We start from the raw sequence: 24,700 nt of genomic DNA, 5'->3' as shown, positions 1-24,700 counted from the left end.
CGTCGTGAAGTCTGTCTCATTCCGTGTCGCCTACCCATCCGTTAATAACTGGCTTAACCCTTGCGCGCCATGTTTCACGTGAAACATGGCGACTGCTGTTTCGGGCTGCCACATACCGCTTAAAGCGGTGGGGTCGACGCTGGTAATAAATGCTTGGCACTGCATATCTTCCAGTAATTTACAAAATCGAAGGCGATGACGTTCATCCAGCTCCGCAGGTAAATCGTCAATCAGATAAATACAGTGCCGCTTTGCTGTGCTTTCCAGAAGCCGCCCCTGGGCTAGCTTTAAGGCACTTACCACCAGCTTCTGCTGGCCTCTGGAAAGCACTTCAACAGCGGGTTGTTTATTAAGCCGAATTCGCAGATCCGCTCGCTGAGGCCCCTGTTGGGTAAAACCCATTTGTAGATCGGTTTCACGACTATCTCGTAATACCTCGGCTAAAGATCTCTGCTTATCCCATCCCCGGGCATAACGAAGTGTTAAGCCTGGTACAGGCAGCAGCTGTTCAAGCGTCTGTTCAAAAACAGGCAGAAAATCACTGAACCACGCGCGGCGCAGTACATCCATTTGCTCGCCCCATATGGCCAGCTCCTGCTCCCATACTGAGATTTCGCTGGGGTCTATTCTACCACGCCTGAGCAATGCATTCCGATGTTTCACCGCTCGACGCGTACGCTTCCATGCATCCAGAAAGTGGTGTTTCACGTGAAACACTCCCCAGTCCAAAAATTCACGCCGGCCTGCGGGAGAACCTTCCAGTAAACGAAAGGCATCTGGGTTAATCAGCTGCAATGGCATGGCTTCAACCAAATCAGCCAAACGCACACTTTTATCACCTCGCAGACGCAGCTCCAGCTCTCTCTGAGCACGCAACCGCCTAACCCCAAGGGTAACCTCGGGGTCACCAGCCAGCTTCCCGTAGAGCGTCATATAGGGTGCTTCAGCTTGAATAGCATGCTTAAGCTGACGGGTGCGAAAAGAGCGCCCCATCCCTAAAATATGAATCCCCTCCAACAGGCTTGTTTTGCCACTACCATTAACGCCATAAATCACATTGATGCGGGGTGAAGGAGACATGTCCAGTGGCGCCAGATTGCGCAAGCCCTGAAGACTTAATCGTGTCATGCTCATTAACGGTTGCTGCCTGATAAGACCATTAATCTTGTCATCCGTGCCAAACGTGAAAACGGCGCTTCTGCTGTCAGAAGCGCCGCTCTACCAAAAGGCTTAAAGCTGTTATAAGCGCATCGGCATAACGACATAGAGAGCATCGCCACCACCCGGCTCTTCCAACAGCGCGCTACTGTTTGGATCAGCCAATGTCATTTGAACCCGATCTTCATCCAGTACGGAAAGGACATCTACCAAGTAACCAACGTTAAAACCGACCTCCATAGCGCTACCATTATATTCAACAGCCACATTCTCTTCGGCTTCTTCCTGCTCAGGGTTGTTTGCCATCACCTTAAGGTTGCCTTCCTCAAGGTAAAGACGTACCCCACGGTACTTCTCGTTGGAAAGAATCGCCGTACGTGACAATACCTGGCGTAACTCGGCACGCTCAGCGATCAGGACCTTATCGCCATTACGTGGCACAACACGCTCATAGTCAGGGAACTTGCCGTCAATCAGCTTGGACGTAAAAGTGAAATCACCCGTATGGGCTCGCACGTGAGTAGCCCCCAGCGTTAAGCTGACTGGCTCATCGCTATCGTCCAGTAAACGCGACAGTTCCAGAATACCCTTACGTGGCACAATCAACTTTTGTGACTGGCTAACAACCACATCAATTGGCCGTGAGCACATTGCCAGGCGGTGACCATCGGTAGCGACAGTACGCAGTAAATTACTCTGAATTTCAAGCAGCATGCCGTTTAGGTAGTAACGAACATCCTGCTGAGCCATGGCAAAAGAAGTCGCCTCAATCAGATGCTTTAGTGTACCCCTGGGCACACTTAGCTCTTGGCTGCCATCAGCATCTTCAATATTGGGGAATTCGGCTGCTGGTAACGTTGAGAGCGTAAAGCGCGAACGTCCGCTACGCAGGACGGCTCTTCCCTCTTCAACACCAAGCTGAATCTCTGACTGGTCAGGCAGAGACTTACAAATATCCATCAGCTTACGCGCGGGAACCGTTGCCGCCCCCTCCTGATCCACTTGGCTGGCAACCGTACGCCCTACCAGTTCGACCTCAAGATCGGTTCCAGTGAGCGCAACTTGATCACCCTCAACTTCAATCAATACGTTAGAGAGCACAGGTAACGTTTGGCGCCTTTCTACCACGCCCGCCACCAGAGTCAGTGGACGCAGAAGCGCCTCTCGGGAAATTGAAAATTTCATCAATACTCCGGTTTTATATCCTGTAAGGCCTATGCGACCTACAACAAGGGTTAACTGGTTAACAGACGCAGCAGATTTTTGTAATCCTCGCGAATATCCGCACTCTCTTCCTGCAATGCTTTAACCTTACGACAGGCATGCAGCACCGTCGTATGATCACGCCCACCAAAAGCATCACCTATTTCCGGTAGACTATGATTGGTAAGCTCTTTTGCTAGCGCCATAGCGACCTGCCTGGGCCGTGCGACAGAACGCGAACGCCGCTTGGATAGCAAATCTGCCACTTTAATTTTGTAATACTCTGCCACTGTTCGCTGAATATTATCGACCCCCACCTGCTTATCTTGCAGTGCGAGAAGATCCTTCAGTGATTCGCGGATAAAGTCCTGCGTAATGGGTTTACCCATAAAATGGGAGTCAGCAATGACTTTTTTAAGCGCACCTTCAAGTTCACGTACGTTGGAGCGAATTTTTTGAGCAATGAAGAAAGCGGCATCATGGGGTAAATCAACGTTAGCCTGATCGGCTTTTTTCATCAAAATAGCCACCCGGGTTTCAAGCTCCGGCGGTTCAATTGCAACGGTGAGCCCCCATCCAAAGCGCGATTTCAAACGCTCTTCAACACCACTGATCTCTTTAGGATAACGATCCGAGGTGAGGATCATCTGCTGCCCCCCCTCCAAAAGAGCATTGAAGGTGTGGAAAAACTCTTCCTGTGAGCGCTCTTTCCCTGCAAAAAATTGAATATCATCAATTAATAAGGCATCGACACTGCGATAAAAGCGCTTGAAATCATTAATCGCGTTTAGCTGCAATGCTTTTACCATATCAGCAACAAAGCGTTCTGAGTGCAGATAAACCACCCGGGCGTTTTCACGACGACCAGCTAACGCATTACCGACCGCATGCATTAAGTGGGTTTTACCTAAACCAACGCCACCATATAAAAACAACGGGTTATAGGCACCACCAGGATTCTCTGAAACCTGACGGGAGGCCGCACGGGCCAACTGGTTCGATTTACCTTCAACAAAGGTATCAAAAGTAAAATTAGGATTGAGGCCGCTATTATGCTTCAGACTGCCCTCGACCTGTACCTGACGCTCATTAGCACGCCGACCAGGTATCTCTTCACGCAGTTGATCTATCTCCCGTTCATCCGCGATATCACCACGTGGTGGCGTATGTATAGCTGGTGCCGTTGGCTGAGAAGGTGCAGCCGAGACAGGGTTGCCTAGCTCTCTGGGTTGTGGCGCTGGTGACGCGGGGCGTCGGCTACCCACCGTTAAACTGACTTTGGGAGGCTTGGAGGGCGCAAGCTCACGGATCAATTCACTTATCCGTTTAGCGTACTTATCACTCACCCAGTCGCGCACAAAGCGGTTCGGCGCCAATAAGCGCAGCTCATTGGACCCTCCTTCTTCTGCCTGCAAAGGACGTATCCAGGTATTGAACTGCTGTGAATTCAGTTCGTCCTGCAAGTAGTCCAGGCACTGTTGCCAAAGCGCGAGTGACACTCATCTCACCATCGGTTGAAAACGGCCGACCATTGTAGCGCTCAACGAAGCGGTTATCCACACGGACTCAAGGCTCTTTTTGGCCTGTGGACAACTTTTCGTAAGCTATTGGGAAAAGCCTGGGAGGGGATGAGGATAAAGCCATAAATGGATGGGTTCATATCCATTGATCACACCTAATTCACAGCTTATTTAGTTCTTATTCTATGTTTATGCACAGATTTTTTATGATTTTAATCTGTTGATAAATTTGATAATAAATGGCTTATCCACAATTTGTATCCCCACTATTAATAACAGTAGGTTTTAAACTACTTAATTAGTAATAATAGTGGGTCTTGTTCAAGCAATGGACTAGCGGTCAGCGAAATCGCCATTGCCTTTTTGATGCTTTTTGTGCAAGGAAAAATTGCACCCGACGCGGGAAGTCTCTACAATTTCCGGTCTTGAATTAAATCTACCCGGCTAGCTCCTCACTGGACCGGGTCTTTTGGAATTCACTTTCCGTCCTAAACCACGTGGGAATAACGAGTTATGAAACGCACTTTTCAACCCAGCGTTCTCAAGCGCAAGCGCGCGCATGGCTTCCGTGCTCGTATGGCAACCAAAAACGGCCGTGCCGTTATCGCACGCCGCCGCGCCAAAGGCCGCAAGCGTCTGAGCGCCTGATCTCGGATTGCGTGTGCCGCATCAAGGCTTTCCCCGGTGCTTACGTTTGCTAAACGCTGGGGATTTTAGTCACGTGTTTGAACAAGCAGACTTAAAGGTTCATGGCAAAGGTATGATGGCGCTAGCACGCTTGAATACTCGGGGTCACCCTCGCGTTGGACTGGTAGTCAGCAAAAAAAATGTGAAGCTCGCTGTTGATCGCAACCGCTTCAAACGCCTCGTTAGAGAGTCCGTCCGGCTGCGTCAAGATCACTTACCCTCTGTGGATATAGTGGTTCTGGCTAAGCGTGGTGTGCAGGATATTGATAACGAAACGCTATACCGTCAGTTAGACGGTATGTGGAAACGACTGCAGCGTGATGCCCTGGCAGTAGCTACGCCTCCGCTATTAGCAGGCATAACACGTGACACTTGACGACACACCTCGCCGCTCGACCTCGGCCTGCCGCCTGGCAGGCTTTCGTGTGTCATGGGTCGAGTAAATGACACTGCGCCATTAGCATGTTCACCACCCATCGGGCAGAACCCTCATGGACGTAAAACGACTTTTATTACTGATACCACTGGCGGTACTCGCCTATTTACTGGTTGTACAGTGGAATCAGGATTACGGGCAGACAACCTACGATTCGACGCCTGACATTACCCAAAGCAGTAATGGGGCACAGAACGGCAACGCCGGTAATGGTGATGAGTTGGCTGTTCCCAGTGTGTCGACTCCTCAGAGTGCCATTAGCGAGGACATGCCGGGCGAGACAGAGAGTGAAACAGCAAGCCGTGACTTTATTGCTGTCTCTACCGACGTTCTCGACGTGCGTATTGATCCCCATGGCGGTGATATCGTTTACGCTGCGTTGCCTCAGCATAAGCTGACGCTGGATTCAGACCGTAACTACGTGCTGCTTTCTGATAATGCTACACGCAGCTATGTTGCTCGCTCTGGGCTGCAGATTGATGGCCAAGCCAGCCGCATCGTATTTACACCGGAGCGCACCGAATACCGTTTAGGCAATAATGATGACCAACTCAACGTTGATCTGACAGCCGACGTCAATGGTGTTGATGTGATCAAGCGGCTGACGTTTGAACGTGGCAGCTATGCGGTCGATGTTAGCTACTTCCTGGCTAACAATACAGATGATCCTGTAAGTGCACGCTTTATTGGGCAGCTTGCCCGCGATAACAGTCCAGACCCATCCAGCGGTGTCGCAATGGGTATGAGTTCCTACATAGGGGCTGCCTATTCAACACCTGATACGCGCTACGATAAAATCGATTTTGACGATATTCAGCGTGGCCGCTTCGAAAACCGTGAAGCTCAGGGTGGCTGGGTTGCTATTATCCAGCACTACTTTGTATCTGCCTGGGCGCCTGCACAAAATCAGCAAAACCTCTACTACGCGACCACCGACTCCCGTGGCCGCAATGTAGCCGCATTTGCAGGTCCCACCAGCACTGTCACAGCCAATGGCGAAGCGACCCTGAGCGCAACGCTGTATATGGGCCCTAAAGTTCAGGACTACCTTGAGCAGGTCGCCCCGAACCTGCGTCTGACGGTTGACTATGGCTGGCTATGGTTTATCGCCAACCCTCTGTTCTGGCTGCTGGACAAAATCCATGATGTGGTTGGTAACTGGGGCTGGTCGATTGTATTGCTGACGTTACTGGTGAAGCTGGCACTGTTCCCGCTCTCCGCCAAGGCGTACAAGTCGATGGCGCGGATGCGTAAGCTTGGCCCGGAAATGCAGCGTCTCAAAGAGATGTATGGCGATGACCGCCAGAAAATGTCTCAGGAGATGATGAAGTTCTACCAAAAGGAAAAGATTAATCCTTTGGGTGGCTGCTTGCCGATTCTGGTACAAATGCCGGTGTTTATCGCGCTGTACTGGATGCTGCTTGAGTCGGTTGAACTTCGCCATGCGCCGTTCATGTTCTGGATCCAGGATCTGTCGGTTAAAGACCCCTACTTTATTCTGCCAATCCTGATGGGCGTGTCGATGTATGTTCAGCAATTGCTGAACCCCACACCGCCCGACCCCATGCAGGCGAAGATCATGAAGATGCTGCCGATTATCTTCACGTTCTTCTTCCTGTGGTTCCCAGCAGGTCTGGTTATCTACTGGGTAGTCAACAACATTATTTCCGTAGCGCAGCAGTATGTGATCACGCGAAATATTGAAAAAGACCCGAACGTGGGCAAAGGTATGCGAACCAAGTAATACGCTTTCCTCACTTCACCGGACCCCCGCCTTTGCGGGGGTCTGGCGTTTTAGGCCCAAGAACTTCACAATCCTCTTTAACCCACAAACGAGAAACGCCGTGGCCGAACGACTTTATACCCAGGACACCATCACCGCCCTGGCAACGCCACCTGGCCGTGGCGGTGTCGGCATTATCCGCGTATCAGGCCCTGCCTGCCGTGATATCGCCACCGCTATACTTGGACACTGCCCTACCCCACGCCACGCCTACTATGGCCCCTTTAACGGCGCTGAAGATGCTATTGATGAAGGGATCGCACTGCTTTTTAACGGACCGCACTCGTTTACCGGCGAGGACGTGTTAGAGCTGCAGGGTCATGGCGGGCCAGTGATCATGGATATGCTGCTTGAGCGCTGCGTTCACCTGGGGGCCCGGTTAGCACGCCCCGGTGAATTTTCTGAGCGTGCTTTTCTCAATGACAAGTTAGACCTTGCCCAGGCAGAAGCCATTGCCGACCTGATTGATGCCACTTCCCGGTCGGCAGCAGAAAACGCCGTTCGCTCACTCCAGGGTGAGTTTTCACAGCGAGTTTCCGCATTGGTACAACGGCTTATTGAGCTTCGTGTATATGTCGAAGCCGCCATCGATTTTCCAGAAGAGGAGATCGACTTCCTTGCCGATGGCCATGTTGCCCATCACTTGGAGGGAGTTCAGCAGGCGTTAACGGAGGTGCGCAGGTCAGCCGGCCAAGGCGCCCTGCTGCGTGAAGGCATGAGCGTCGTTATCGCAGGTCGTCCCAATGCGGGCAAATCCAGCCTGCTTAACGCACTTACCGAGCAGGAGACGGCGATTGTCACGGATATCGCCGGTACAACCCGGGATGTGCTCAGGGAGCATATCCATATTGATGGGATGCCGCTGCATATTATTGATACCGCCGGGTTACGTGACACACCCGATGCGGTGGAAAAGATTGGCGTTGCCCGCGCCTGGGAAGAGATAGAGAAAGCTGACAGGGTACTGCTGCTGGTGGATGCATCCACCACTGATGCCACCGACCCCATGGCCATTTGGCCAGAGTTTGTAGCCAGGCTGCCCGATCAACAGCGCCTCACCCTGGTGCGTAATAAAATTGACAACAGCGCTGAGCAACCCGGCACTGATTTATCCACAACCACTCCTATTGTGCGTCTCTCCGCCAAAACGGGAGCCGGTGTGGATAACCTAAAAAGCCATCTCAAAGCCATCATGGGCTTCTCAGCCACAACAGAGGGACGCTTTTCAGCACGTCGTCGCCATCTGGATGCCCTGGACCGTGCCATGGCCGCACTGGAAGCAGGACGCGCCCAGCTGGAGGGTTACGGAGCAGGTGAGCTGTTGGCTGAAGACCTGCGCGATGCCCAACACGCCTTAGGCGAAATTACCGGTGAATTCAGCGCTGATGATCTGCTGGGGGAAATATTCGGGAGCTTTTGCATCGGTAAATGAGACCTACTCCGCTACCAGCCATTCTGCATGGTAGCGGCTTGTGGTACCTAGCTGTGGTGTAATTTGCGCCATTGCTGCAGCCAGGTGCTCATCCAGCCCCCAGGGCGGGTTGATAATCAGCATACCGCTACCGTACATACCATGGGTTTGCTCATTATGCTCACGCAGTTGCAGCTCGCTTTGCCAGATTTTCCTTATTCCGCTCTCTTTCAGCCCCATCACCAACGCGTGATGATGGCCTGCCGGTAATAACGGATACCAAATCATCACCACCGCATGGCGTACCTTTCCCATGGTATATACGACGGTTTCCACCACTTCCTGATACTCGACTTTGCGTTCATAGCTGGGATCAATAAGTACGCATAAACGTGGCGTCGCAACCGGTACCTGATGGCTTAACCCCACTAAACCATCCCCATAAATGCGTTGCGCCTGCTTAGGCAGTGATTGCGCGTTCAAATGCTGATGCTCACCTGGATGAAGCTCAAACAGCCTGAGCCTGTCCTGCTCACGTAACGAGCGCGACAGCCACCAGGGTGAACCAGGATAGTGGGTAAACTCACCAACGGTTGGCTGGGCACTTTCCAGTGTCTTTAACCACGCATTTACCAGCGGATTGGAAAATTGGCTGCGTAACAGCCATAGCGGCCAGACCCCCTCTCGGTACTCTTGCAACCGCTGTGTCTCTTTTGTCGCAAATGGATAGAGGCCTCTACCCGCATGCGTATCTATATATGTAACAGCTGATTTTTTACGTAATAGATGATCTATTACCGCGTAAAGTGTCAGATGTTTCTGCACGTCGGCAAAGTTACCGGCATGGTAAGCGTGTTGGTAGGACAGCATGGCAGCTCACTAGCAGTTAAACGTAAAAAGCCCGCTATGTGAGCATAGCGGGCTTTCAACAGCAATGCCGATTCGGTTAATGGCCTAGTACCCTTGGCCATTTCCGGTGGGGGTAAGGGTAATTTCCACCCGGCGGTTTTGGGCCCGTCCCTGTTCGGTATCATTACTCGCTACAGGTTGATTAGCGCCATAGCCCATGGTGTTGAGGCGTGCAGAAGAAACCCCGTTTTGGCTTAGATAACTCCCCACCGATTGAGCCCGGCGCTCAGAAAGCCGCTGGTTGTAGCTGGGATCGCCGACACTATCAGTGTGCCCGGCAATATTAACGCGGGTGTCCGTATACTGAGTCAGAACATTAGCCACTTCACCAAGTGCACGACGCGCATCTGCAGTCAACTCGGAGGAGTCGAAGCCAAAGGTTACACTGCTGGGCATATTAAGCACAATATCATCGCCCTGGCGATCTATCTCAATACGCGACCCTTGCAGATTCTCGCGCAGCTGCTGCTCTTGACGGTCCATGTAAGCACCTACGCCCGCCCCGGCAGCGGCGCCCACGGCAGCACCGATCAGTGCGCGGTCACGCCGGCTGGTACTGCCGTCGCCTGATAGTGCACCTGCTGCGGCACCCACCGCTGCGCCAATACCCGTGCCCATCGCGGTACTGGAACGCTGGGTCTGGCCACCATAAGGATCAGAAGTAGCACAACCCGCTACCAGAATGGCAGCCGCCAACGGGGTCAGTAGTCGAGAAATACGCATCACTCACTCCTTGTTTATCTTCTCTTCTGGGTCATTGCACTATTTATCGCTGGTCACTCATTACTGATTAGTGCCAACAACTCGTTCAAGAATAATAGACCTTGCGGTGATGCACGCAGCTTTTCAGGCATTTCCATCAAAAGTCCTTTTTCATGGCCATTTTGTAACCGGGCAATTAACGCTTCTGCTGGTTGCCCCGTATGAGCTGACCAAATACGCATCGGGACACCATCGGTTAAACGTAGTGCGTTCATGGCAAATTCCAGGGGCAGTTCATCAATCGCAATTAACTGCTTACCCGCCACAAACCCCCGAGGGTCATTAGAGCGCCGAAGATAAGCATCGGGCTGGCGTGTTTTCCAGCGCCTTTCTATTTGCCACTGCCCTTGATGATCAACCACTGTCAGCTTGCCGTGGGCACCTGCACCGATTCCCAGGTAATCACCAAACTGCCAATAATTGATATTGTGGCGACTTTGCCGGCCTTTAATGGCATAGGCAGATATCTCATAACGGTGAAAACCTGCCTGTTCAAGCCGTTGATGACCGGCTTCCTGGATATCCCAAAGTGCCTCCTCCTCAGGTAACACGGGAGGATGCGAGAAAAAGGCAGTATTAGGTTCCAGCGTCAGTTGATACCAGGAGAGATGTTCAGGTGAAAGAGACAACGCCTGGTCAATATCCTCCATGGCTTGGGCAGGCGTTTGTCTGGGCAGGCCATGCATCAAGTCGATATTGATATTGTCAAAACCGGCTTGGCGCGCCTCACCCACGGCATGGATGGCTTCCTGGCCGTTATGGATGCGACCCAGCGCTTTTAGCTGCTCAGCATGAAAGCTCTGGACACCGAGTGATAACCGATTGATCCCCGCCTCACGATAACCGATAAACCGGCGTTGCTCGGTGGTGCCTGGATTAGCCTCTAAGGTAATCTCTATATCTGAAGCAAATGGCAACCGTAGGCGTATCTCGTTGAATAGCCACTGATAAAAGGCTGGCGATAGCAAGCTCGGTGTACCGCCACCAATAAAAATGGTCTGAATAATACGGCCTTGAGCGAGCGCAAGATCACCATCCAAATCATTTAGCAATGCGTTCAGGTAGGCCGCTTCTGGAAGCTCACCAGAGCCGGGTTCATGAGAGTTAAAATCGCAGTAAGGGCACTTACGCACACACCAGGGGGTATGAATATAGAGGGATAAAGGTGGCAACAGCTCAGCCATGCGCTACCTTCAGCAGTTCAACCAGGCCCTGCAACGCTCGACCCCGGTGGCTAAGGCGGTTCTTGGTTTCACTGGGCAGTTCCGCAACGCTCATACCCTGATCAGGCAACCAGAACAACGGATCATACCCAAAGCCATTTTCACCACGGGGGTGCGCTAAAATTTCGCCTTCCCAACTGCGCTGTACGATAACAGGCACAGGGTCCTCTGCATGGCGCAGATATACCAATACACACCAGTAACGCCCGGTGCGCTGCCCCTCAGCACAATCGCTTAAAGCACTTAGCAATTTTTCATTATTGCGCTGATCGCTTTTTGGCTCTCCGGCATAGCGGGCCGAATAAATACCCGGTGCTCCATGGAGTGCGTCAACTTCAAGGCCAGAGTCATCAGCCAACGCAGGTAATCCACTGATCCGGCTGGCTTCCCGAGCCTTTAGGAGCGCATTCTCAACAAAGGTCAGACCCGTTTCTTCGACATCATGTACGCCAAAATCTGCTTGTGGACGGACATTCAAGCCTAATGGCATAAGCAACTGGTTGAACTCTTTAAGTTTTCCAGCATTACCGCTAGCTAACACAAGCGTATTGAGCGCTGACATAAGGAAACCTCCATGTGTGAAGCACTCAGTTTACGCTGATCGAATTGGCATCTAAAGCCAACATGGCGCTGTTTAAGATATCGTGCGCAAATTTATGCTCACTCATCCTGAACCAATGCCAGATTTCTCAAAAACAAGGAAAGTTATTTAAAATTAGTATGTTAGTACTTTTAAAGATGTTAAAGAGCACTCACGGTCAGCGTCCCACCTTTACCTTGGGTGGAAGAGCGTGAACGATGGCTCCCTTTGACGATATCCACCTCAAGACGCTCATCATCCGTCAGCAATGTTACCGTTCCCTCTAGTGTTGTTCCTTTAAACGTAAATTCCGCAGGCACCGTACCATGCTCTTCTACGTGTTCTGTGGTTTCACCTTCATGAGTAATACGCCAGTGGGCAGAAAACTCAGCGCCTGGCGAACCGCCCATGGTGATGTGGATCTGTGTCATATCCTGCTCCTGTGCGGCGACTACGCTCGCGGTTAAGTCAATCGAAACAATGGCGGTTGTTAACAGCGTTATGAACCACAAGAGCCGCTCGATATGAGCGGCTCTTGCAGTGTAGCAGTAGAAACGACTTGGCATTATCTGCATTACATAACGGAAAAGGCTTTCTCTGCTGCGTCCAGGGTGAATTGAATATCTTCCGGGGTGTGGGCGCTGGACATAAAACCTGCCTCAAATGCGGATGGTGCTAAATACACACCATGATCCAGCATGGCGCCAAAAAAGCGGCGGAAAGCATCGGGGTTACAAGCCGTAGCCTGGGCAAAATTATCTACCCGCGTCTGCGAGGTAAAAAACAGGCCAAACATTCCTCCCGCTGACTGCGTCAACATTGGCACACGGGCTGCATTAGCAAGCTCTTGTAACCCATTACACAACGTATTAACCCGTTGAGTTAACGCATCATGAAAGCCGGGTACCTGTAGTTTGGTTAACAGCGCCACACCTGCTGCCATAGCCAACGGGTTACCTGAAAGCGTACCAGCCTGGTAGATGGGCCCTAACGGCGAGATATTCTGCATAATGTCGCGTTTGCCACCGAAGGCACCGACAGGCATTCCACCACCAACAATTTTACCCAGGCAGGTGAGATCTGGGGTAATGCCATAGTGCGCTTGCGCACCACCTAAGGCGACGCGAAACCCCGTCATCACTTCATCAAAAATCAGGATGCTGCCGTACTCATTGCATACACGGCGAAGCGTCTCTAAAAAACCCGGCTGGGGAGGAATACAGTTCATGTTTCCAGCCACAGGCTCTACGATGATACAGGCTATCTGCTCACCAACCTCAGCAAAGCACTCTTCCACGCCTTCCGGATCGTTAAACGAAAGCGTAATAGTGTGCTCAGCAAGCGACGCTGGAACACCAGGGGAACTGGGTTCACCATGGGTGAGAGCACCAGAACCCGCTTTGACCAGCAGCGAATCGGAATGCCCGTGGTAGTTGCCCTCGAATTTCACGATTTTGTCACGTCCGGTACTGCCGCGTGCCAGTCGGATGGCGGACATAGTGGCTTCGGTACCCGAGCTGGTCATGCGCACCATTTCCATGGAGGGAATCATCTCGCAGATCAGGTCTGCCATGGTGGTTTCAACAGCCGTGGGAGTCCCAAACGATAAGCCATTGTCCAGCCGCGCACGCACCGCCGCCAGTACATCCTGATCAGCATGCCCGGTAATCATCGGCCCCCAGGAGCCAACATAATCAACGTAGCGATTACCCTCCACATCAAACAGATAAGCCCCCTGGGCACGCTCCATAAAAACAGGTGGGCGATGAAGACCTTTAAACGCTCGGACAGGCGAATTAACCCCCCCAGGTATATGGCGGCTCGCTAGGTCAAACAGTTCAGCAGATGTGGTCATGGCATCCTCAACATTTATGGCTTACTGCCAATGAGATCAAAAGCGTACGGTGCGTGGCAAGCGATTAGGCAAACACTGGCCACTGGGTGGTTGATAACCCTGAGACAAACATTCCCAGGTAAAGTGCTGTGCCTGCTCACAGGCTATTGGTAAGCGCTCACCTACAGCCAAGCGTGCAGCAATAGCGGAGGCTAGCGTGCAGCCTGAACCGTGAAAGAGCTCCGGTAAACGTGGCCATTGCCACTGCCGGGTGGTATCTGGTGAGTGTAGTGTATGTACTACCTGCTGCTCATTACCTGGTACTGGATCATCGGTTGCTGTCACCAAAATAGCCTGACAACCCTGTGAAAGTAAGGCAACTGCCCGGGCTGTATCATCGTAGGGAGCGGCAATATCAGGTGTCAGTGCCGCTAACTCAAAACGATTAGGCGTCAAAATATCCACAAGTGGTAACAAACGATCCACATACAGTTTATGCAAAACAGCTGTGGATAACTCAGCACCACCGCCTGCTTTCAACACCGGGTCAGCGACCACAGGCACACCAGGAAAGCGCCGGATAATTTGTTCCGCAGCCCTCAACGTCGGCTCATCTGCCAGCAGGCCAAGCTTGATCGCCGCAATCTGCATATCACTCAGTGCCTCAGCCATTTGACGCATGCCATTAGGATCAACAGGCACGATACGCGTCACATTATGGCAATTTTGAACAGTGAGTGCGGTAGGGATAGTCGCCGCCCAGCCACCACAGGCAGCAATTGCTTCACTATCAGCCACCAGACCGGCACCACCAGTAGGGTCATGACCTGCAAGCACGAGTACAACGGGAGGAAGTGATTGGCGCATCAAAAGGGCTTCACAACGGCCAGAATAACTATCGCAACCAGGGCAATGACGGGCGCTTCGTTAAACCAGCGAAAAAAAACATGACTCTTGGTACAGCGAGCCTGGGCAAACTGTTTTAAATAAATCAAACATACATGATGGTAAGCAATCAGTAGTGCCACAAACGTGAGTTTTGCATGCATCCATCCTTGGCTAAACCAGCCAGGTACCAGGTAAAGCATCCAGCCACCGAAGATCAAAACAAGAATCATGGACGGAGTCATAATGCCACGGTAGAGCTTACGCTCCATGGTTTTGAAATAGTCTATCGCCTGTGCATCGCCTTTATCCCGCGCCATTGCGTGATACACATATAAACGCGGCAAATAAAACAGGGCGGCAAACCACGTAATAACAGCCATCAAATGAATGGCCTTCACCCATAGGTACATTGTCTCTCCTTAAGCAGTAGGATCGCGGGGGTCAGATTCCCGCGGATCGGCGTAGTGGTAATAACGCTCGATAGCACCACGGGTGATGATACCTGAAATTCGCTGCTGCTTTGGTCTATAGCCGTGCACAACATAAAGAGCACCAAAGGCGCCGCCCTGCAATTTTAAAAAGGCCTCTGACAAGGTTGCCTGTAACCCAATAGGCGCCATTTCAAGTCGTTGCCCAGGTATCTCGAGTAAATCTATTAATTCGTCATCTGGTGGCACCTCTCCCTGTAGTGCTTCATCATGTTCCAGCAGCCAGCGAGCCAACTCGGCGGCTTTCAACGCCAGTACAGGCTTTTCTTCACGTGAACGCTCAATGACCAGCCAAACCGGGTTGGTCTCCAGCAAACGGCGAGCCTGATCAGGGGTGATCATTCGTTCCGTGCGCACCAGATGCCGTTCCATCACCGCCGGCACTGAGACACGGGAAAGCGCCTGCATTAACGGTTGTTGCAGCGGGTGCAGGCCGTATCGCACTGAGCTGATAAAAAACCCTTCACAACCAGTTAGTTGGCGGGACGTTAAGCAGGCAACCACCACGACTAACATGCCGGGTAGCATAATATGGGGCGTATGCGTCAGCTCAAGCAGTGCCATCAATGCCGCCAGCGGTGCCTGCAATACGGCCCCCATCATGGCAGCCATACCCAGCATGGCATAGACCCCTGGGTCTGCCGCTTTGTCCGGCCATAACCAACCACCCAGCATTCCCCCCAAGGCACCCGTAGCGGCCCCCACTACCAATACCGGTCCAATAATACCTATGGGTACTCCACCCGCGACAGTAATGGCAGTAATCAATAACTTGGCAATCATCAAGGCGAATAACACGTTAAGCTCAAGTTGATTATTAAGCGCTGCCGCTACGCTGTCATAACCGATCCCCTGTATTTCTGGGAACCACCAGGCCACAGCACCTGTCGCTACGCCCACAAATGCCAACCTTAACCATAGCGGCCACGCCTGTAACTGCTGACTACGAGATATATGAATGAATAGCCCGGCCAATAGGCCAATGAACAGCCCTATGACAACAACCCAGGGCAAATTCATTAAGGAACCAAGGGCAACTTCTGGAATCCGAAATGCAGGCTCGTTGCCATATACCACCTGGGCTACCAATGCCCCCATGGTGGAGGCAAGAATAACCGGCATAAAACTCATCAGAGTGTATTCCATCATCACCACTTCCATGGCGAAGATTACCCCGGCGATCGGCGTATTAAATGATGCTGAAATGGCAGCAGCTGTACCACAGGCAACTAACACACGCAGGCTGTTATTGGGTAGCCTTAGATTAAGTCCTAACCCACTTGATGCGGCTGCCCCTAAATGAATGGCAGGCCCTTCACGCCCGGCAGAAAGCCCCCCCAGCACGGAAACAACGCCTACCCACCATTGGTTCAGCCAGTTGCGTAGCGGAAAGCGCCCCTGATGATAGGATAATCGCTCAATCACATGGCCCACCCCCAGCTTGCGCGCCGCTGCCTTTTGACGATAAAGCAATACGCCAATCACACTCACTGCCACTATAGGGAGTAACGCCCGTAGCCAGGGAGCCAGGCTTTCAAACCCTTCCGGATTACCGTCAGGCATATAGAGTGCAGCCCCTGCCTCAAGCAGCAGACGAAAGGCCACCATCACCGCTCCTGTTATCACCCCGGAAACCAACCCCAGCACACAGAGCTGCGGCAATGCATCAATGTTCGCCAATTGGCGACGAAAACTCTCCAGAGTGAAATCTGATCGGGAAAAGCGAGCCACAACGATCATCCTTGCGCTTATTTTTCGTTTTTTAGCGGGTTGCTCGTTTTATTAAAAATAAGCAGCCGTTGTTGGTACCATTGAGAGCTCTTAAGAGCCACGTCTCTTGTGTATCATAGCTGGATACGCTTCGACAGCCTGGAGTCATTTAATTAGGCTGTTAATTATTGGGGTGTCTTAATAGACAGCTATTAACGTGCGTAACGCGCAAGGAGTGGTTTGTGATTAAGGTTGGTATTGTCGGCGGCACGGGTTACACGGGTGTAGAACTGTTGCGTCTCCTCGCCCAGCATCCTCAAGTCAGTGTAGAAGCGATTACTTCACGCTCGGAAGCTGGCACCAAGGTTTGCGATATGTATCCCAACCTGCGTGGCCACTACGACACGCTGGCCTTCAGCGAACCCGATGCCAAAATGCTGGGAGCAATGGACGCAGTGTTCTTTGCCACCCCCCATGGTGTTGCCCATGCCCTGGCAGGCGAGTTGCTCGATAATGGCACCCGTGTGATCGACCTGTCTGCGGATTTCCGCTTACGCGATGCCGATGAATGGAGTCGCTGGTACGACCAACCTCATGGAGCGCCTGAACTCCTTAAAGAAGCGGTCTATGGATTACCGGAAATGCATCGGGAAAAGATTAAAACAGCGCGTTTGATTGCTGTACCTGGCTGCTATCCCACGGCTGTTCAATTGGGCTATCTGCCACTATTGGAAGCAGGATTAATTGACCATCAACAGCTAATTGCAGACTGTAAGTCAGGCGTTACGGGGGCAGGCCGTGGCGCTAAAGTAGCATCGCTGTTAGCCGAAGCCAGCGAATCCATGAAAGCCTATGGTGCCGCCGGACATCGCCATTTGCCTGAGATTCGCCAAGGGCTGGCGGATATGCAGCCAAATCCGGTAGGGCTGACCTTTGTTCCCCACCTGACACCGATGATTCGTGGTATTCACGCTACACTCTATAGTACGCTAACAAAGGAGCCTGACGACTTGCAGGCACTGTTTGAACAACGCTATGCCAATGAGCCCTTTGTGGATGTCATGCCTGCTGGCAGCCATCCGGAAACCCGCAGCGTTAAAGGCAGTAATACCTGCCGACTCGCGGTTCACCACCCTGGCAATGGCAATACCGTGGTGGTGCTCTCGGTGATTGATAATCTGGTCAAAGGCGCCTCTGGTCAGGCAGTCCAGAACCTCAACCTAATGTTTGGTTTTGATGAGAAGATGGGCCTTAACGCCCCAGCCCTGATGCCTTAAGCCTCGACGAATTCCCAGCAATAGTTGACCAATTTGCTGGGAATTACCCATAATCACCCCCCAATGCCGATTATTCGTTTTTAAAGCTCGCGGGAGGTACCCATGAGCGGTGCAGAAGCTTTTGTTCCAACCCCACTACTGTTATCTGATAGTGCACGTAAGCGCATCAAAGCGTTGATGAGCGAAGAGAGCAATCCTGCGCTTAAACTCCGCGTTTACGTCACCGGTGGTGGCTGTTCAGGTTTTCAGTATGGTTTTGACTTTGCTGAGAACGTTGCCGATGACGATACCCTGATCGAATTTGGTGATGCCACCCTGGTGGTAGACCCTCTCTCTTATCAATATTTAGTAGGCTCAACCATCGACTATGAAGAGGGGCTTGCCGGGGCGCGCTTTCGCGTTCAAAACCCCAACGCCACAACTACCTGTGGTTGTGGCGCCTCATTTATGGTCTAGCTAACGTTAGTTGCAACCCCTCCCCGCAACTTGACGCCTTGGCGGTTTCTCGCCAAGGTTGAAAGGTCAATAACGGTTGTTAACACGATTTTTTAAAGAAAAACCTTCTTTAAGTATCGCTGACAACAATATAAAACACGGGGAAACTAATGAAGCCTATATTTACCAAGACAGCTATTGCCACCGCCTTAACGGTGGGTTTTGCCAGCACGACTACCTTGGCCACTGCCGATACTCCCACTGTCAACGTCGTCACAGACCCCAGCTTCGTACCGTTTGAAATGATGGATCCCGAAAGCGGTGAAATGATCGGTTTCGACATGGATATCATCAATGAAGTGGCTGAACGGGCTGGCTTTGAAATAAACCTCACTACCATGGAGTTCGCAGGCATTATTCCTGCGGTGCAAACCGGTAGCCAGGAGATCGCCATTGCAGGGGTCACAATTACTGAAGAGCGTGCAGAAATCGTCGACTTCTCAGACCCCTACTACGATTCAGGCCTGCAAATCATTGTCCGTGCCGATAATGACGATGTTGAGACCATCGAAGATCTCGTCGGCCTTTCCATTGCCACCCGTATAGGCTCCACCAGCTACGATTTCCTTCAAGAGCAGTTGGGTGATGATGCCGACATTACCCCCTACCCAGGCAACAGCGATATGTATATGGCCCTGTTAGGCCGTAATGTTGATGCTGCATTCTATGATGCACCCAATGTTGCCTACTTCGCCCAAACCCGAGGGGAAGGCCGTACCAAAGTGGTAGGCCCACTATATGAAGGCCAGCAATACGGCATTGTTTTCCATAAAGGTAGTGAATGGGTAGAGCCGACCAACGAAGCGCTTGCGGCAATGCACGAAGATGGCACCTACGATGAAATCTACGAGAAATGGTTTGGCGAGTCTCCCAGCGAAGATTAATACCTCGCTCCAATACTAAATCATCAACACAGGGCCGGGCGGCCTAGCCCCCGGCCCTGTGTTGTTTGGTTGCCTTTCAGGAGAAATGCGCGTGGAAGTCACTTTTCAGTTTGATTGGGCGGCGGCCTTTCGCTCAATACCTTATTTGCTACCAGGGATCCCCTGGACACTGATGATCTCGTTCGGAGGCCTCGCCATAGGCTTCTTTATTGGTATTTTCTTCGGTTTATTGCGCATCAGCCGCGTACGCTGGTTACGCTGGCCAGCCATTTTCTATGTTGAGGTATTTCGCGGTACTCCCATTCTTGTTCAGGTGCTGTTTATCTTTTATGGCCTGCCGCAATTGTTGGGAGGTCCGATCAATGCCCTGGTGGCAGGGATTGCTGCCATCGCTATCAATTCAGGCGCGTATATTTCCGAAATTGTCCGCGGTGGTGTGCAATCCATTGAGCGAGGCCAGCGCGAAGCATCACTCTCTTTGGGGCTATCTCGCGCCCAGGCCTTCCGTTATGTGATTTGGCCCCAGGCCTTCCGTCGCATGATTCCTTCACTGGGTAATCAGGGCATTATCAGTATTAAAGATACATCACTCTTCTCCGTGATTGGCGTGGGTGAACTGGTACGCCAGGGGCAAATTTACATCGCGACCACCTTCACCGCCCTTGAGGTCTATTTCATGGTGGCACTGATGTATCTCGCCATCACCTGGACCCTCTCCATCATCCTGCGCCAGTTGGAGCGTAGAGGCCTCGTCGGACAATAAGGACAAGCGCAATGAACAACGTTACACAACCCATTGTGCGTATGCAGAAGCTCAATAAGCATTTTGGCAGCCTGCACGTGCTCAATACTATTGACCTTGAGATTGTCCCTGGCGAAGTCGTGGTCATCATTGGCGCCAGCGGTTCAGGCAAATCAACACTGATTCGCTGCATTAATGGCCTGGAAGAGTTTCAGTCCGGCTCACTGGATGTGGATGGCAATGAGCTGTTGCCCAACGGCAAAAGCAGTAAAGCCCTGCAAACCATTCGTACCGAAGTGGGTATGGTGTTTCAGCAGTTCAACCTGTTTCCCCACCTTAGCGTGCTCGATAACATCACCCTCGCCCCCATGAAAGTACGCGGCTGGAACCGCCAGGATGCCGAGGAGACGGCAAAACGTCTGTTAGAGCGGGTAGGCATTGCCGACCAGGCAGACAAATATCCCAGCCAGCTCTCTGGCGGCCAGCAGCAACGCGTGGCGCTGGCCCGTGCACTGGCCATGGAACCCAGGCTCATGCTATTTGATGAGCCAACCTCCGCTCTTGACCCTGAAATGATTGGGGAAGTGCTTGATGCCATGCGTGAGCTGGCTAAAGAGGGAATGACGATGGTGATTGTCACCCATGAAATGGGCTTTGCACGTGAAGTAGCCGATCGCATCATCTTTATCCATAAAGGAGAGATAACCGAGCAAGGAACCCCAGAACAGCTATTTGATACCCCTCAGCATGAACGAACCAGGTCATTTTTAGCACGGGTATTGAAGCATTAAAGCGACGCCATACCCCTGATTTTTGCTCATTTAATGGCCTGTCAGAGCGACAGGCCATTTTTTTCGCCTGTGGATACTATTTTTTATTTTCCCCTCCCGTTTGCCTTGTAACTCCCTCCCGCTAGGCCTTCAGAGGGTTTAATCACCTCAATGCAGTCTTGTTCACAGGTGCGGTAACAAACAAGGTATGGAGCGGTGGATAACCTCTTATCATCCAGCCCTGTGGATAAGGCAGCATTCCATCCACAGGTCAGACACCGCTTCTACGCAGGCACTCCGCCCTTTAACCACGCATAGGTTAACAATTTAATCAATTGATATATATGGAATAAATTGAGTTATACACAGAATTTGTCCACACCATTAGTTACAACATTAACAGAACTTCTCTTATATATTTTTATTTTGTTATTAATAGTAGCTGACTGGTTAGGATGGGGTGTGGAAAAACCTGACGGTTACCCACAGGAGGTTTATACTGGCGGGCTTACGATCAGTACCGATGTACTGACTCACAACATTCGTGCCGAATGGCACAAGAAGAGGTGTCTCTTGAATTATCCCGACCGCTTTGACGTGATTGTCATCGGCGGTGGCCATGCGGGAACTGAAGCCGCACTGGCCTCTGCTCGTATGGGTTGTCAAACCCTATTGCTAACCCACAATATCGAGACGCTCGGCCAAATGTCGTGCAACCCGGCAATTGGTGGAATTGGCAAAAGCCACCTGGTTAAAGAAATTGATGCACTTGGTGGTGCAATGGGGCTTGCCACAGATTCAGGTGGCATTCAGTTTCGTGTCCTCAACGCCCGTAAAGGGCCCGCTGTGCGTGCCACCCGTGCTCAAGCTGATCGCATTCGCTACAAAGCGGCGATTCGTGGAATGCTGGAAAACCAACCCAACTTGACGATCTTTCAGCAGGCAGCGGGTGACCTGATAGTGGATAACGATACTGTTCGTGGTGTTATCACCGAAACAGGCATTCGTTTTCATGCACAGTCCGTCGTGTTATCCACAGGTACGTTCCTTGGTGGTGTCATCCATATCGGGCTGGATCAAAGTCGTGGTGGTCGGGCAGGCGATCCGCCTTCCTACGCATTGGCGGAACGCTTGCGTGCTTTACCATTTCGCGTCGACCGGCTAAAAACCGGTACACCGCCACGTATTGATGCCAAAACGGTTGACTTCTCTCAGCTTGAAGAGCAGCCCGGTGACACACCAACGCCCGTGATGTCTTACCTTGGGTCGCGTGACATGCATCCCCAGCAGGTGAGCTGCCATATTGCGCACACCAATGAGCGTACCCACGAGATTATTCTTGGCAATCTTGATCGCTCGCCCATGTATTCAGGGGTGATTGAAGGTATTGGTCCGCGCTACTGCCCGTCGATTGAAGACAAAGTGCACCGTTTTGCCGACAAATCGAGTCATCAGGTGTTTATCGAACCGGAAGGCCTGGATACGCACGAGCTTTACCCCAACGGTATCTCCACCTCGCTGCCTTTTGACGTGCAACTTCAGGTAGTACGCTCAATTAAAGGGCTCGAAAACGCGCATATCACCCGACCAGGATATGCCATCGAGTATGATTTCTTTGATCCACGGGATTTAAAACACTCCCTGGAAACTAAATTTATCCACAACCTGTTTTTTGCTGGACAAATTAACGGCACAACAGGCTATGAGGAAGCTGGCGCCCAGGGGCTGCTGGCGGGCCTGAACGCCGCGCGGCGGGCCAAACAGCTGGATGCCTGGCACCCCCGTCGTGATGAGGCCTATCTTGGCGTGTTGGTGGATGACCTGATCACCATGGGTACCAAAGAGCCCTACCGCATGTTTACCTCACGGGCAGAGTACCGCCTGTTGCTACGTGAAGATAACGCCGACCTGCGCCTGACTGAGCAAGGGCGTGAGCTGGGGCTGGTGGATGATTTACGCTGGGCAGCGTTTAGCCAAAAGCGCGAAACAATAGAGCGTGAAACCACGCGCCTTGCCACGGCCTGGGTACAGCCCAATAGTGCTGCAGCTGCCAAGATAGCCGAAAAAACCGGTAAACCACTGTCCAGGGAATACTGCTTAAGTGATCTGCTTAAACGTCCGGAACTCACCTATGCTGATATTGTGGAACTGCCAGGGATGGAGAGTGGCGGTGTTGAAGATGAAGCGGTCGCTGAACAGGTACAGATCCAAGCGAAATACCAGGGATATATAGACCGTCAACAGGACGAAATCGATAAACTCAAGCGCCATGAAGCCATGCCGCTACCCGCAGAGCTGGATTATCAGCGTGTAGAAGGACTCTCCCATGAGATCCGCCAAAAACTAAGTGAAGCGCGACCGGAGACGCTTGCGCACGCTGCCCGAATTTCAGGTGTGACACCAGCAGCTGTTTCTATTTTATTGATTCATTTAAAAAAACGTCATTTGGTAAAGCACACCGAGGCAGTCAACGGATGAGTCGTTTTCAACCGCTGCTGTCCAATTTGCCTGGTGCGGTTGCCCCACGGTTGGATGAAGGGTTAGCAGCACTCGGCTTAACCGTTAGTACGCTACAGCGCGATCAATTGCTCAGCCTACTGGCGTTATTGCACAAGTGGAATCGGGCTTATAACCTCACAGCAGTACGGGATGTGGAAGAGATGGTTTCCCGCCATGTGCTGGATAGCGCTGCGGTAGCTCCCTATGTGCATGGCCCGCGACTGCTGGATGTTGGCGCTGGACCTGGCCTACCGGGACTGGTGTTAGCGATTCTCAAGCCGGAACTTCAGGTCACGTTACTGGATAGCAACGGCAAAAAGGTGCGCTTTCAGCGCCAAGCCATCATGGAACTTGGGCTTACCAATGCCATACCCACTCAGGTTCGTGTCGAACAGTTCCATGGTCATGCGTTTGATCAAGTGATTTCACGCGCCTTTGCCAGCTTGGTAGACTTTGTCACAATCACTCAGGACTTACCGGCGGCCAATGGCCAGTGGCTGGCGATGAAAGGCCCTGGAGCAGACGACGAGCTGCGTGAATTACCCGAAGGTGTAGCGCTCAAGGAGCGGCACCTGTTGAGCGTACCCTTTGAAACGGCCGAGCGGCAGCTGTTGATTCTGACCCCAAAAGGAGTTGAGTAGTGAGCCAGATCATTGCCTTGACCAACCAAAAAGGCGGCGTAGGCAAGTCCACTTCAGCCGTTAATCTTGCGGCAAGTTTGGCATCCCTTGATCGCCGTGTGCTGCTGGTGGATTTGGATCCTCAGGGGCATGCCAGTATGGGGAGTGGCATCGATAAGTATGAACTGGAAAAAAGCGTACTTGACGTTCTATTGGGGGATGCTTCCGCCAGCGATACCATCGTGCGTGCCCGTCACCTTCCGGTAAAATTCGATGTACTACCGGGGAATGGCGATTTAACCGCCGCTGAAGTGGAACTGCTGGATATTGATCAGCGGCAAAGCCGCTTATCGCTGGCACTCAATACCGTTGCTGGCGACTATGATGCTGTGCTGATTGACTGTCCGCCGTCACTTAATATGCTTACCGTCAACGCACTGACGGCGGCAAATGGGGTGCTGATTCCTCTTCAGTGTGAATTTTACGCACTGGAAGGGTTATCGGCGTTGCTGGATACCGTAGAACAGATCAAGCAAAGCGTGAATTCTGAGCTGGCTATTTCAGGCATTTTGCGCACCATGTACGATAAGCGCACCAGTTTGACGCGGGAAGTTGATAAACAGCTACGTGATTTCTTTGGCGATGCCTTGCTGAAAACCACTATTCCACGCAACGTAAAAGTGGCTGAGGCGCCAAGTCATGGGCTGCCAGTAACGCAATATGCCCGTTTTTCACGAGGTAGCCAGGCGTATCGTGTGTTGGCGAAAGAGATGATTCGGCGACTGTCGTTGTAACGTATGTCGCTGTAACGTAGTGCTAAA

24 protein-coding genes are annotated in these 24,700 nt (G+C 51.9%); 12 read left to right on the top strand and 12 right to left on the bottom strand.

Features of this window, described 5'->3' with window-relative positions:
- Window positions 1-30: 30 nt before the first annotated feature.
- From recF to dnaA, 3 genes are all read right to left on the bottom strand, one after another.
- Window positions 31-1,134, bottom strand: coding sequence for a DNA replication/repair protein RecF (gene recF, locus HP566_RS06175; RefSeq protein WP_249976389.1), 1,104 nt, complete (start codon window positions 1,132-1,134; stop codon window positions 31-33).
- Window positions 1,135-1,239: 105 nt separating this feature from the next.
- Window positions 1,240-2,343, bottom strand: a complete 1,104-nt coding sequence (gene dnaN / locus HP566_RS06170; RefSeq protein WP_249976388.1) for a DNA polymerase III subunit beta — start codon at window positions 2,341-2,343, stop codon at window positions 1,240-1,242.
- A 50-nt stretch (window positions 2,344-2,393) separates the two neighbouring features.
- Window positions 2,394-3,860 carry a chromosomal replication initiator protein DnaA gene (gene dnaA, locus HP566_RS06165; RefSeq protein ID WP_249976387.1) on the bottom strand — a complete coding sequence of 489 codons (1,467 nt, stop codon included), beginning with the start codon at window positions 3,858-3,860 and terminating at the stop codon, window positions 2,394-2,396.
- A 534-nt stretch (window positions 3,861-4,394) separates the two neighbouring features.
- On the opposite strand from dnaA, the gene rpmH reads away from it, so the two are divergent.
- From rpmH to mnmE, 4 genes are all read left to right on the top strand, one after another.
- Window positions 4,395-4,529: a 50S ribosomal protein L34 gene (gene rpmH, locus HP566_RS06160; RefSeq protein ID WP_009723348.1), complete on the top strand. Its 135-nt coding sequence runs from the start codon at window positions 4,395-4,397 to the stop codon at window positions 4,527-4,529.
- A gap of 13 nt (window positions 4,530-4,542) precedes the next feature.
- Window positions 4,543-4,944 (top strand): ribonuclease P protein component, encoded by a 402-nt coding sequence (rnpA, locus tag HP566_RS06155; protein WP_249976386.1) that lies wholly within the window; start codon window positions 4,543-4,545, stop codon window positions 4,942-4,944.
- A 115-nt stretch (window positions 4,945-5,059) separates the two neighbouring features.
- Window positions 5,060-6,748, top strand: a complete 1,689-nt coding sequence (gene yidC / locus HP566_RS06150; RefSeq protein WP_249976385.1) for a membrane protein insertase YidC — start codon at window positions 5,060-5,062, stop codon at window positions 6,746-6,748.
- Window positions 6,749-6,848: 100 nt separating this feature from the next.
- On the top strand, window positions 6,849-8,219 hold the full coding sequence (gene mnmE, locus HP566_RS06145) for a tRNA uridine-5-carboxymethylaminomethyl(34) synthesis GTPase MnmE (RefSeq protein WP_249976384.1): 1,371 nt from the start codon (window positions 6,849-6,851) through the stop codon (window positions 8,217-8,219).
- A 3-nt stretch (window positions 8,220-8,222) separates the two neighbouring features.
- On the opposite strand, the gene HP566_RS06140 is transcribed toward mnmE, so the two are convergent.
- From HP566_RS06140 to HP566_RS06100, 9 genes are all read right to left on the bottom strand, one after another.
- Entirely contained in the window at window positions 8,223-9,068 is an 846-nt protein-coding gene (locus tag HP566_RS06140) for a 23S rRNA (adenine(2030)-N(6))-methyltransferase RlmJ (protein ID WP_249976383.1), read from the bottom strand.
- An 84-nt stretch (window positions 9,069-9,152) separates the two neighbouring features.
- On the bottom strand, window positions 9,153-9,830 hold the full coding sequence (locus tag HP566_RS06135; RefSeq protein WP_249976382.1) for an OmpA family protein: 678 nt from the start codon (window positions 9,828-9,830) through the stop codon (window positions 9,153-9,155).
- Between the two features lie 53 nt (window positions 9,831-9,883).
- Window positions 9,884-11,053, bottom strand: coding sequence for a radical SAM family heme chaperone HemW (hemW, locus tag HP566_RS06130; RefSeq protein ID WP_249976381.1), 1,170 nt, complete (start codon window positions 11,051-11,053; stop codon window positions 9,884-9,886).
- The gene (rdgB, locus tag HP566_RS06125) at window positions 11,046-11,654 is read right to left on the bottom strand and encodes an RdgB/HAM1 family non-canonical purine NTP pyrophosphatase (RefSeq protein WP_249976380.1); all 609 of its coding nucleotides are present in this window, start codon (window positions 11,652-11,654) and stop codon (window positions 11,046-11,048) included. The genes hemW and rdgB overlap by 8 nt, the downstream gene beginning before the upstream one ends.
- Before the next feature lie 179 nt (window positions 11,655-11,833).
- The gene (locus tag HP566_RS06120; RefSeq protein WP_249976379.1) at window positions 11,834-12,103 is read right to left on the bottom strand and encodes a hypothetical protein; all 270 of its coding nucleotides are present in this window, start codon (window positions 12,101-12,103) and stop codon (window positions 11,834-11,836) included.
- 143 nt (window positions 12,104-12,246) lie between these two features.
- Window positions 12,247-13,527: a glutamate-1-semialdehyde 2,1-aminomutase gene (gene hemL, locus HP566_RS06115; RefSeq protein ID WP_249976378.1), complete on the bottom strand. Its 1,281-nt coding sequence runs from the start codon at window positions 13,525-13,527 to the stop codon at window positions 12,247-12,249.
- A 36-nt stretch (window positions 13,528-13,563) separates the two neighbouring features.
- Window positions 13,564-14,373 carry a bifunctional hydroxymethylpyrimidine kinase/phosphomethylpyrimidine kinase gene (thiD, locus tag HP566_RS06110; RefSeq protein ID WP_249976377.1) on the bottom strand — a complete coding sequence of 270 codons (810 nt, stop codon included), beginning with the start codon at window positions 14,371-14,373 and terminating at the stop codon, window positions 13,564-13,566.
- Window positions 14,373-14,804 carry a protoporphyrinogen oxidase HemJ gene (gene hemJ / locus HP566_RS06105; RefSeq protein ID WP_249976376.1) on the bottom strand — a complete coding sequence of 144 codons (432 nt, stop codon included), beginning with the start codon at window positions 14,802-14,804 and terminating at the stop codon, window positions 14,373-14,375. The genes thiD and hemJ overlap by 1 nt, the downstream gene beginning before the upstream one ends.
- A 9-nt stretch (window positions 14,805-14,813) precedes the next feature.
- Window positions 14,814-16,613 (bottom strand): chloride channel protein, encoded by a 1,800-nt coding sequence (locus HP566_RS06100; protein ID WP_249976375.1) that lies wholly within the window; start codon window positions 16,611-16,613, stop codon window positions 14,814-14,816.
- Between the two features lie 221 nt (window positions 16,614-16,834).
- Here HP566_RS06100 and argC point away from each other — a divergent pair, with 221 nt between their 5' ends.
- The 8 genes from argC (at window position 16,835) to HP566_RS06060 (ending at window position 24,673) form a co-directional block, all read left to right on the top strand.
- Complete coding sequence (argC, locus tag HP566_RS06095; protein ID WP_249976374.1) at window positions 16,835-17,869, top strand: N-acetyl-gamma-glutamyl-phosphate reductase; 1,035 nt, start codon at window positions 16,835-16,837, stop codon at window positions 17,867-17,869.
- 102 nt (window positions 17,870-17,971) lie between these two features.
- On the top strand, window positions 17,972-18,325 hold the full coding sequence (gene erpA / locus HP566_RS06090) for an iron-sulfur cluster insertion protein ErpA (RefSeq protein ID WP_249976373.1): 354 nt from the start codon (window positions 17,972-17,974) through the stop codon (window positions 18,323-18,325).
- A 149-nt stretch (window positions 18,326-18,474) separates the two neighbouring features.
- Window positions 18,475-19,248, top strand: coding sequence for a transporter substrate-binding domain-containing protein (locus HP566_RS06085; protein WP_249976372.1), 774 nt, complete (start codon window positions 18,475-18,477; stop codon window positions 19,246-19,248).
- Between the two features lie 91 nt (window positions 19,249-19,339).
- Window positions 19,340-20,011 (top strand): amino acid ABC transporter permease, encoded by a 672-nt coding sequence (locus HP566_RS06080; RefSeq protein WP_249976371.1) that lies wholly within the window; start codon window positions 19,340-19,342, stop codon window positions 20,009-20,011.
- Between the two features lie 11 nt (window positions 20,012-20,022).
- Window positions 20,023-20,781, top strand: a complete 759-nt coding sequence (locus tag HP566_RS06075; protein WP_284041329.1) for an amino acid ABC transporter ATP-binding protein — start codon at window positions 20,023-20,025, stop codon at window positions 20,779-20,781.
- A gap of 552 nt (window positions 20,782-21,333) precedes the next feature.
- Window positions 21,334-23,238: a tRNA uridine-5-carboxymethylaminomethyl(34) synthesis enzyme MnmG gene (gene mnmG / locus HP566_RS06070; RefSeq protein ID WP_249976426.1), complete on the top strand. Its 1,905-nt coding sequence runs from the start codon at window positions 21,334-21,336 to the stop codon at window positions 23,236-23,238.
- Window positions 23,235-23,900 (top strand): 16S rRNA (guanine(527)-N(7))-methyltransferase RsmG, encoded by a 666-nt coding sequence (gene rsmG, locus HP566_RS06065; protein WP_249976370.1) that lies wholly within the window; start codon window positions 23,235-23,237, stop codon window positions 23,898-23,900. Before mnmG ends, rsmG begins: the two co-directional genes overlap by 4 nt.
- The gene (locus tag HP566_RS06060) at window positions 23,900-24,673 is read left to right on the top strand and encodes a ParA family protein (protein WP_249976369.1); all 774 of its coding nucleotides are present in this window, start codon (window positions 23,900-23,902) and stop codon (window positions 24,671-24,673) included. Before rsmG ends, HP566_RS06060 begins: the two co-directional genes overlap by 1 nt.
- Window positions 24,674-24,700: the final 27 nt, after the last annotated feature.

Source organism: Vreelandella olivaria (genome assembly GCF_023507745.1).
Lineage (GTDB): Bacteria > Pseudomonadota > Gammaproteobacteria > Pseudomonadales > Halomonadaceae > Vreelandella > Vreelandella olivaria_A.
This window is presented reverse-complemented; position numbering and strand designations above follow the sequence as displayed.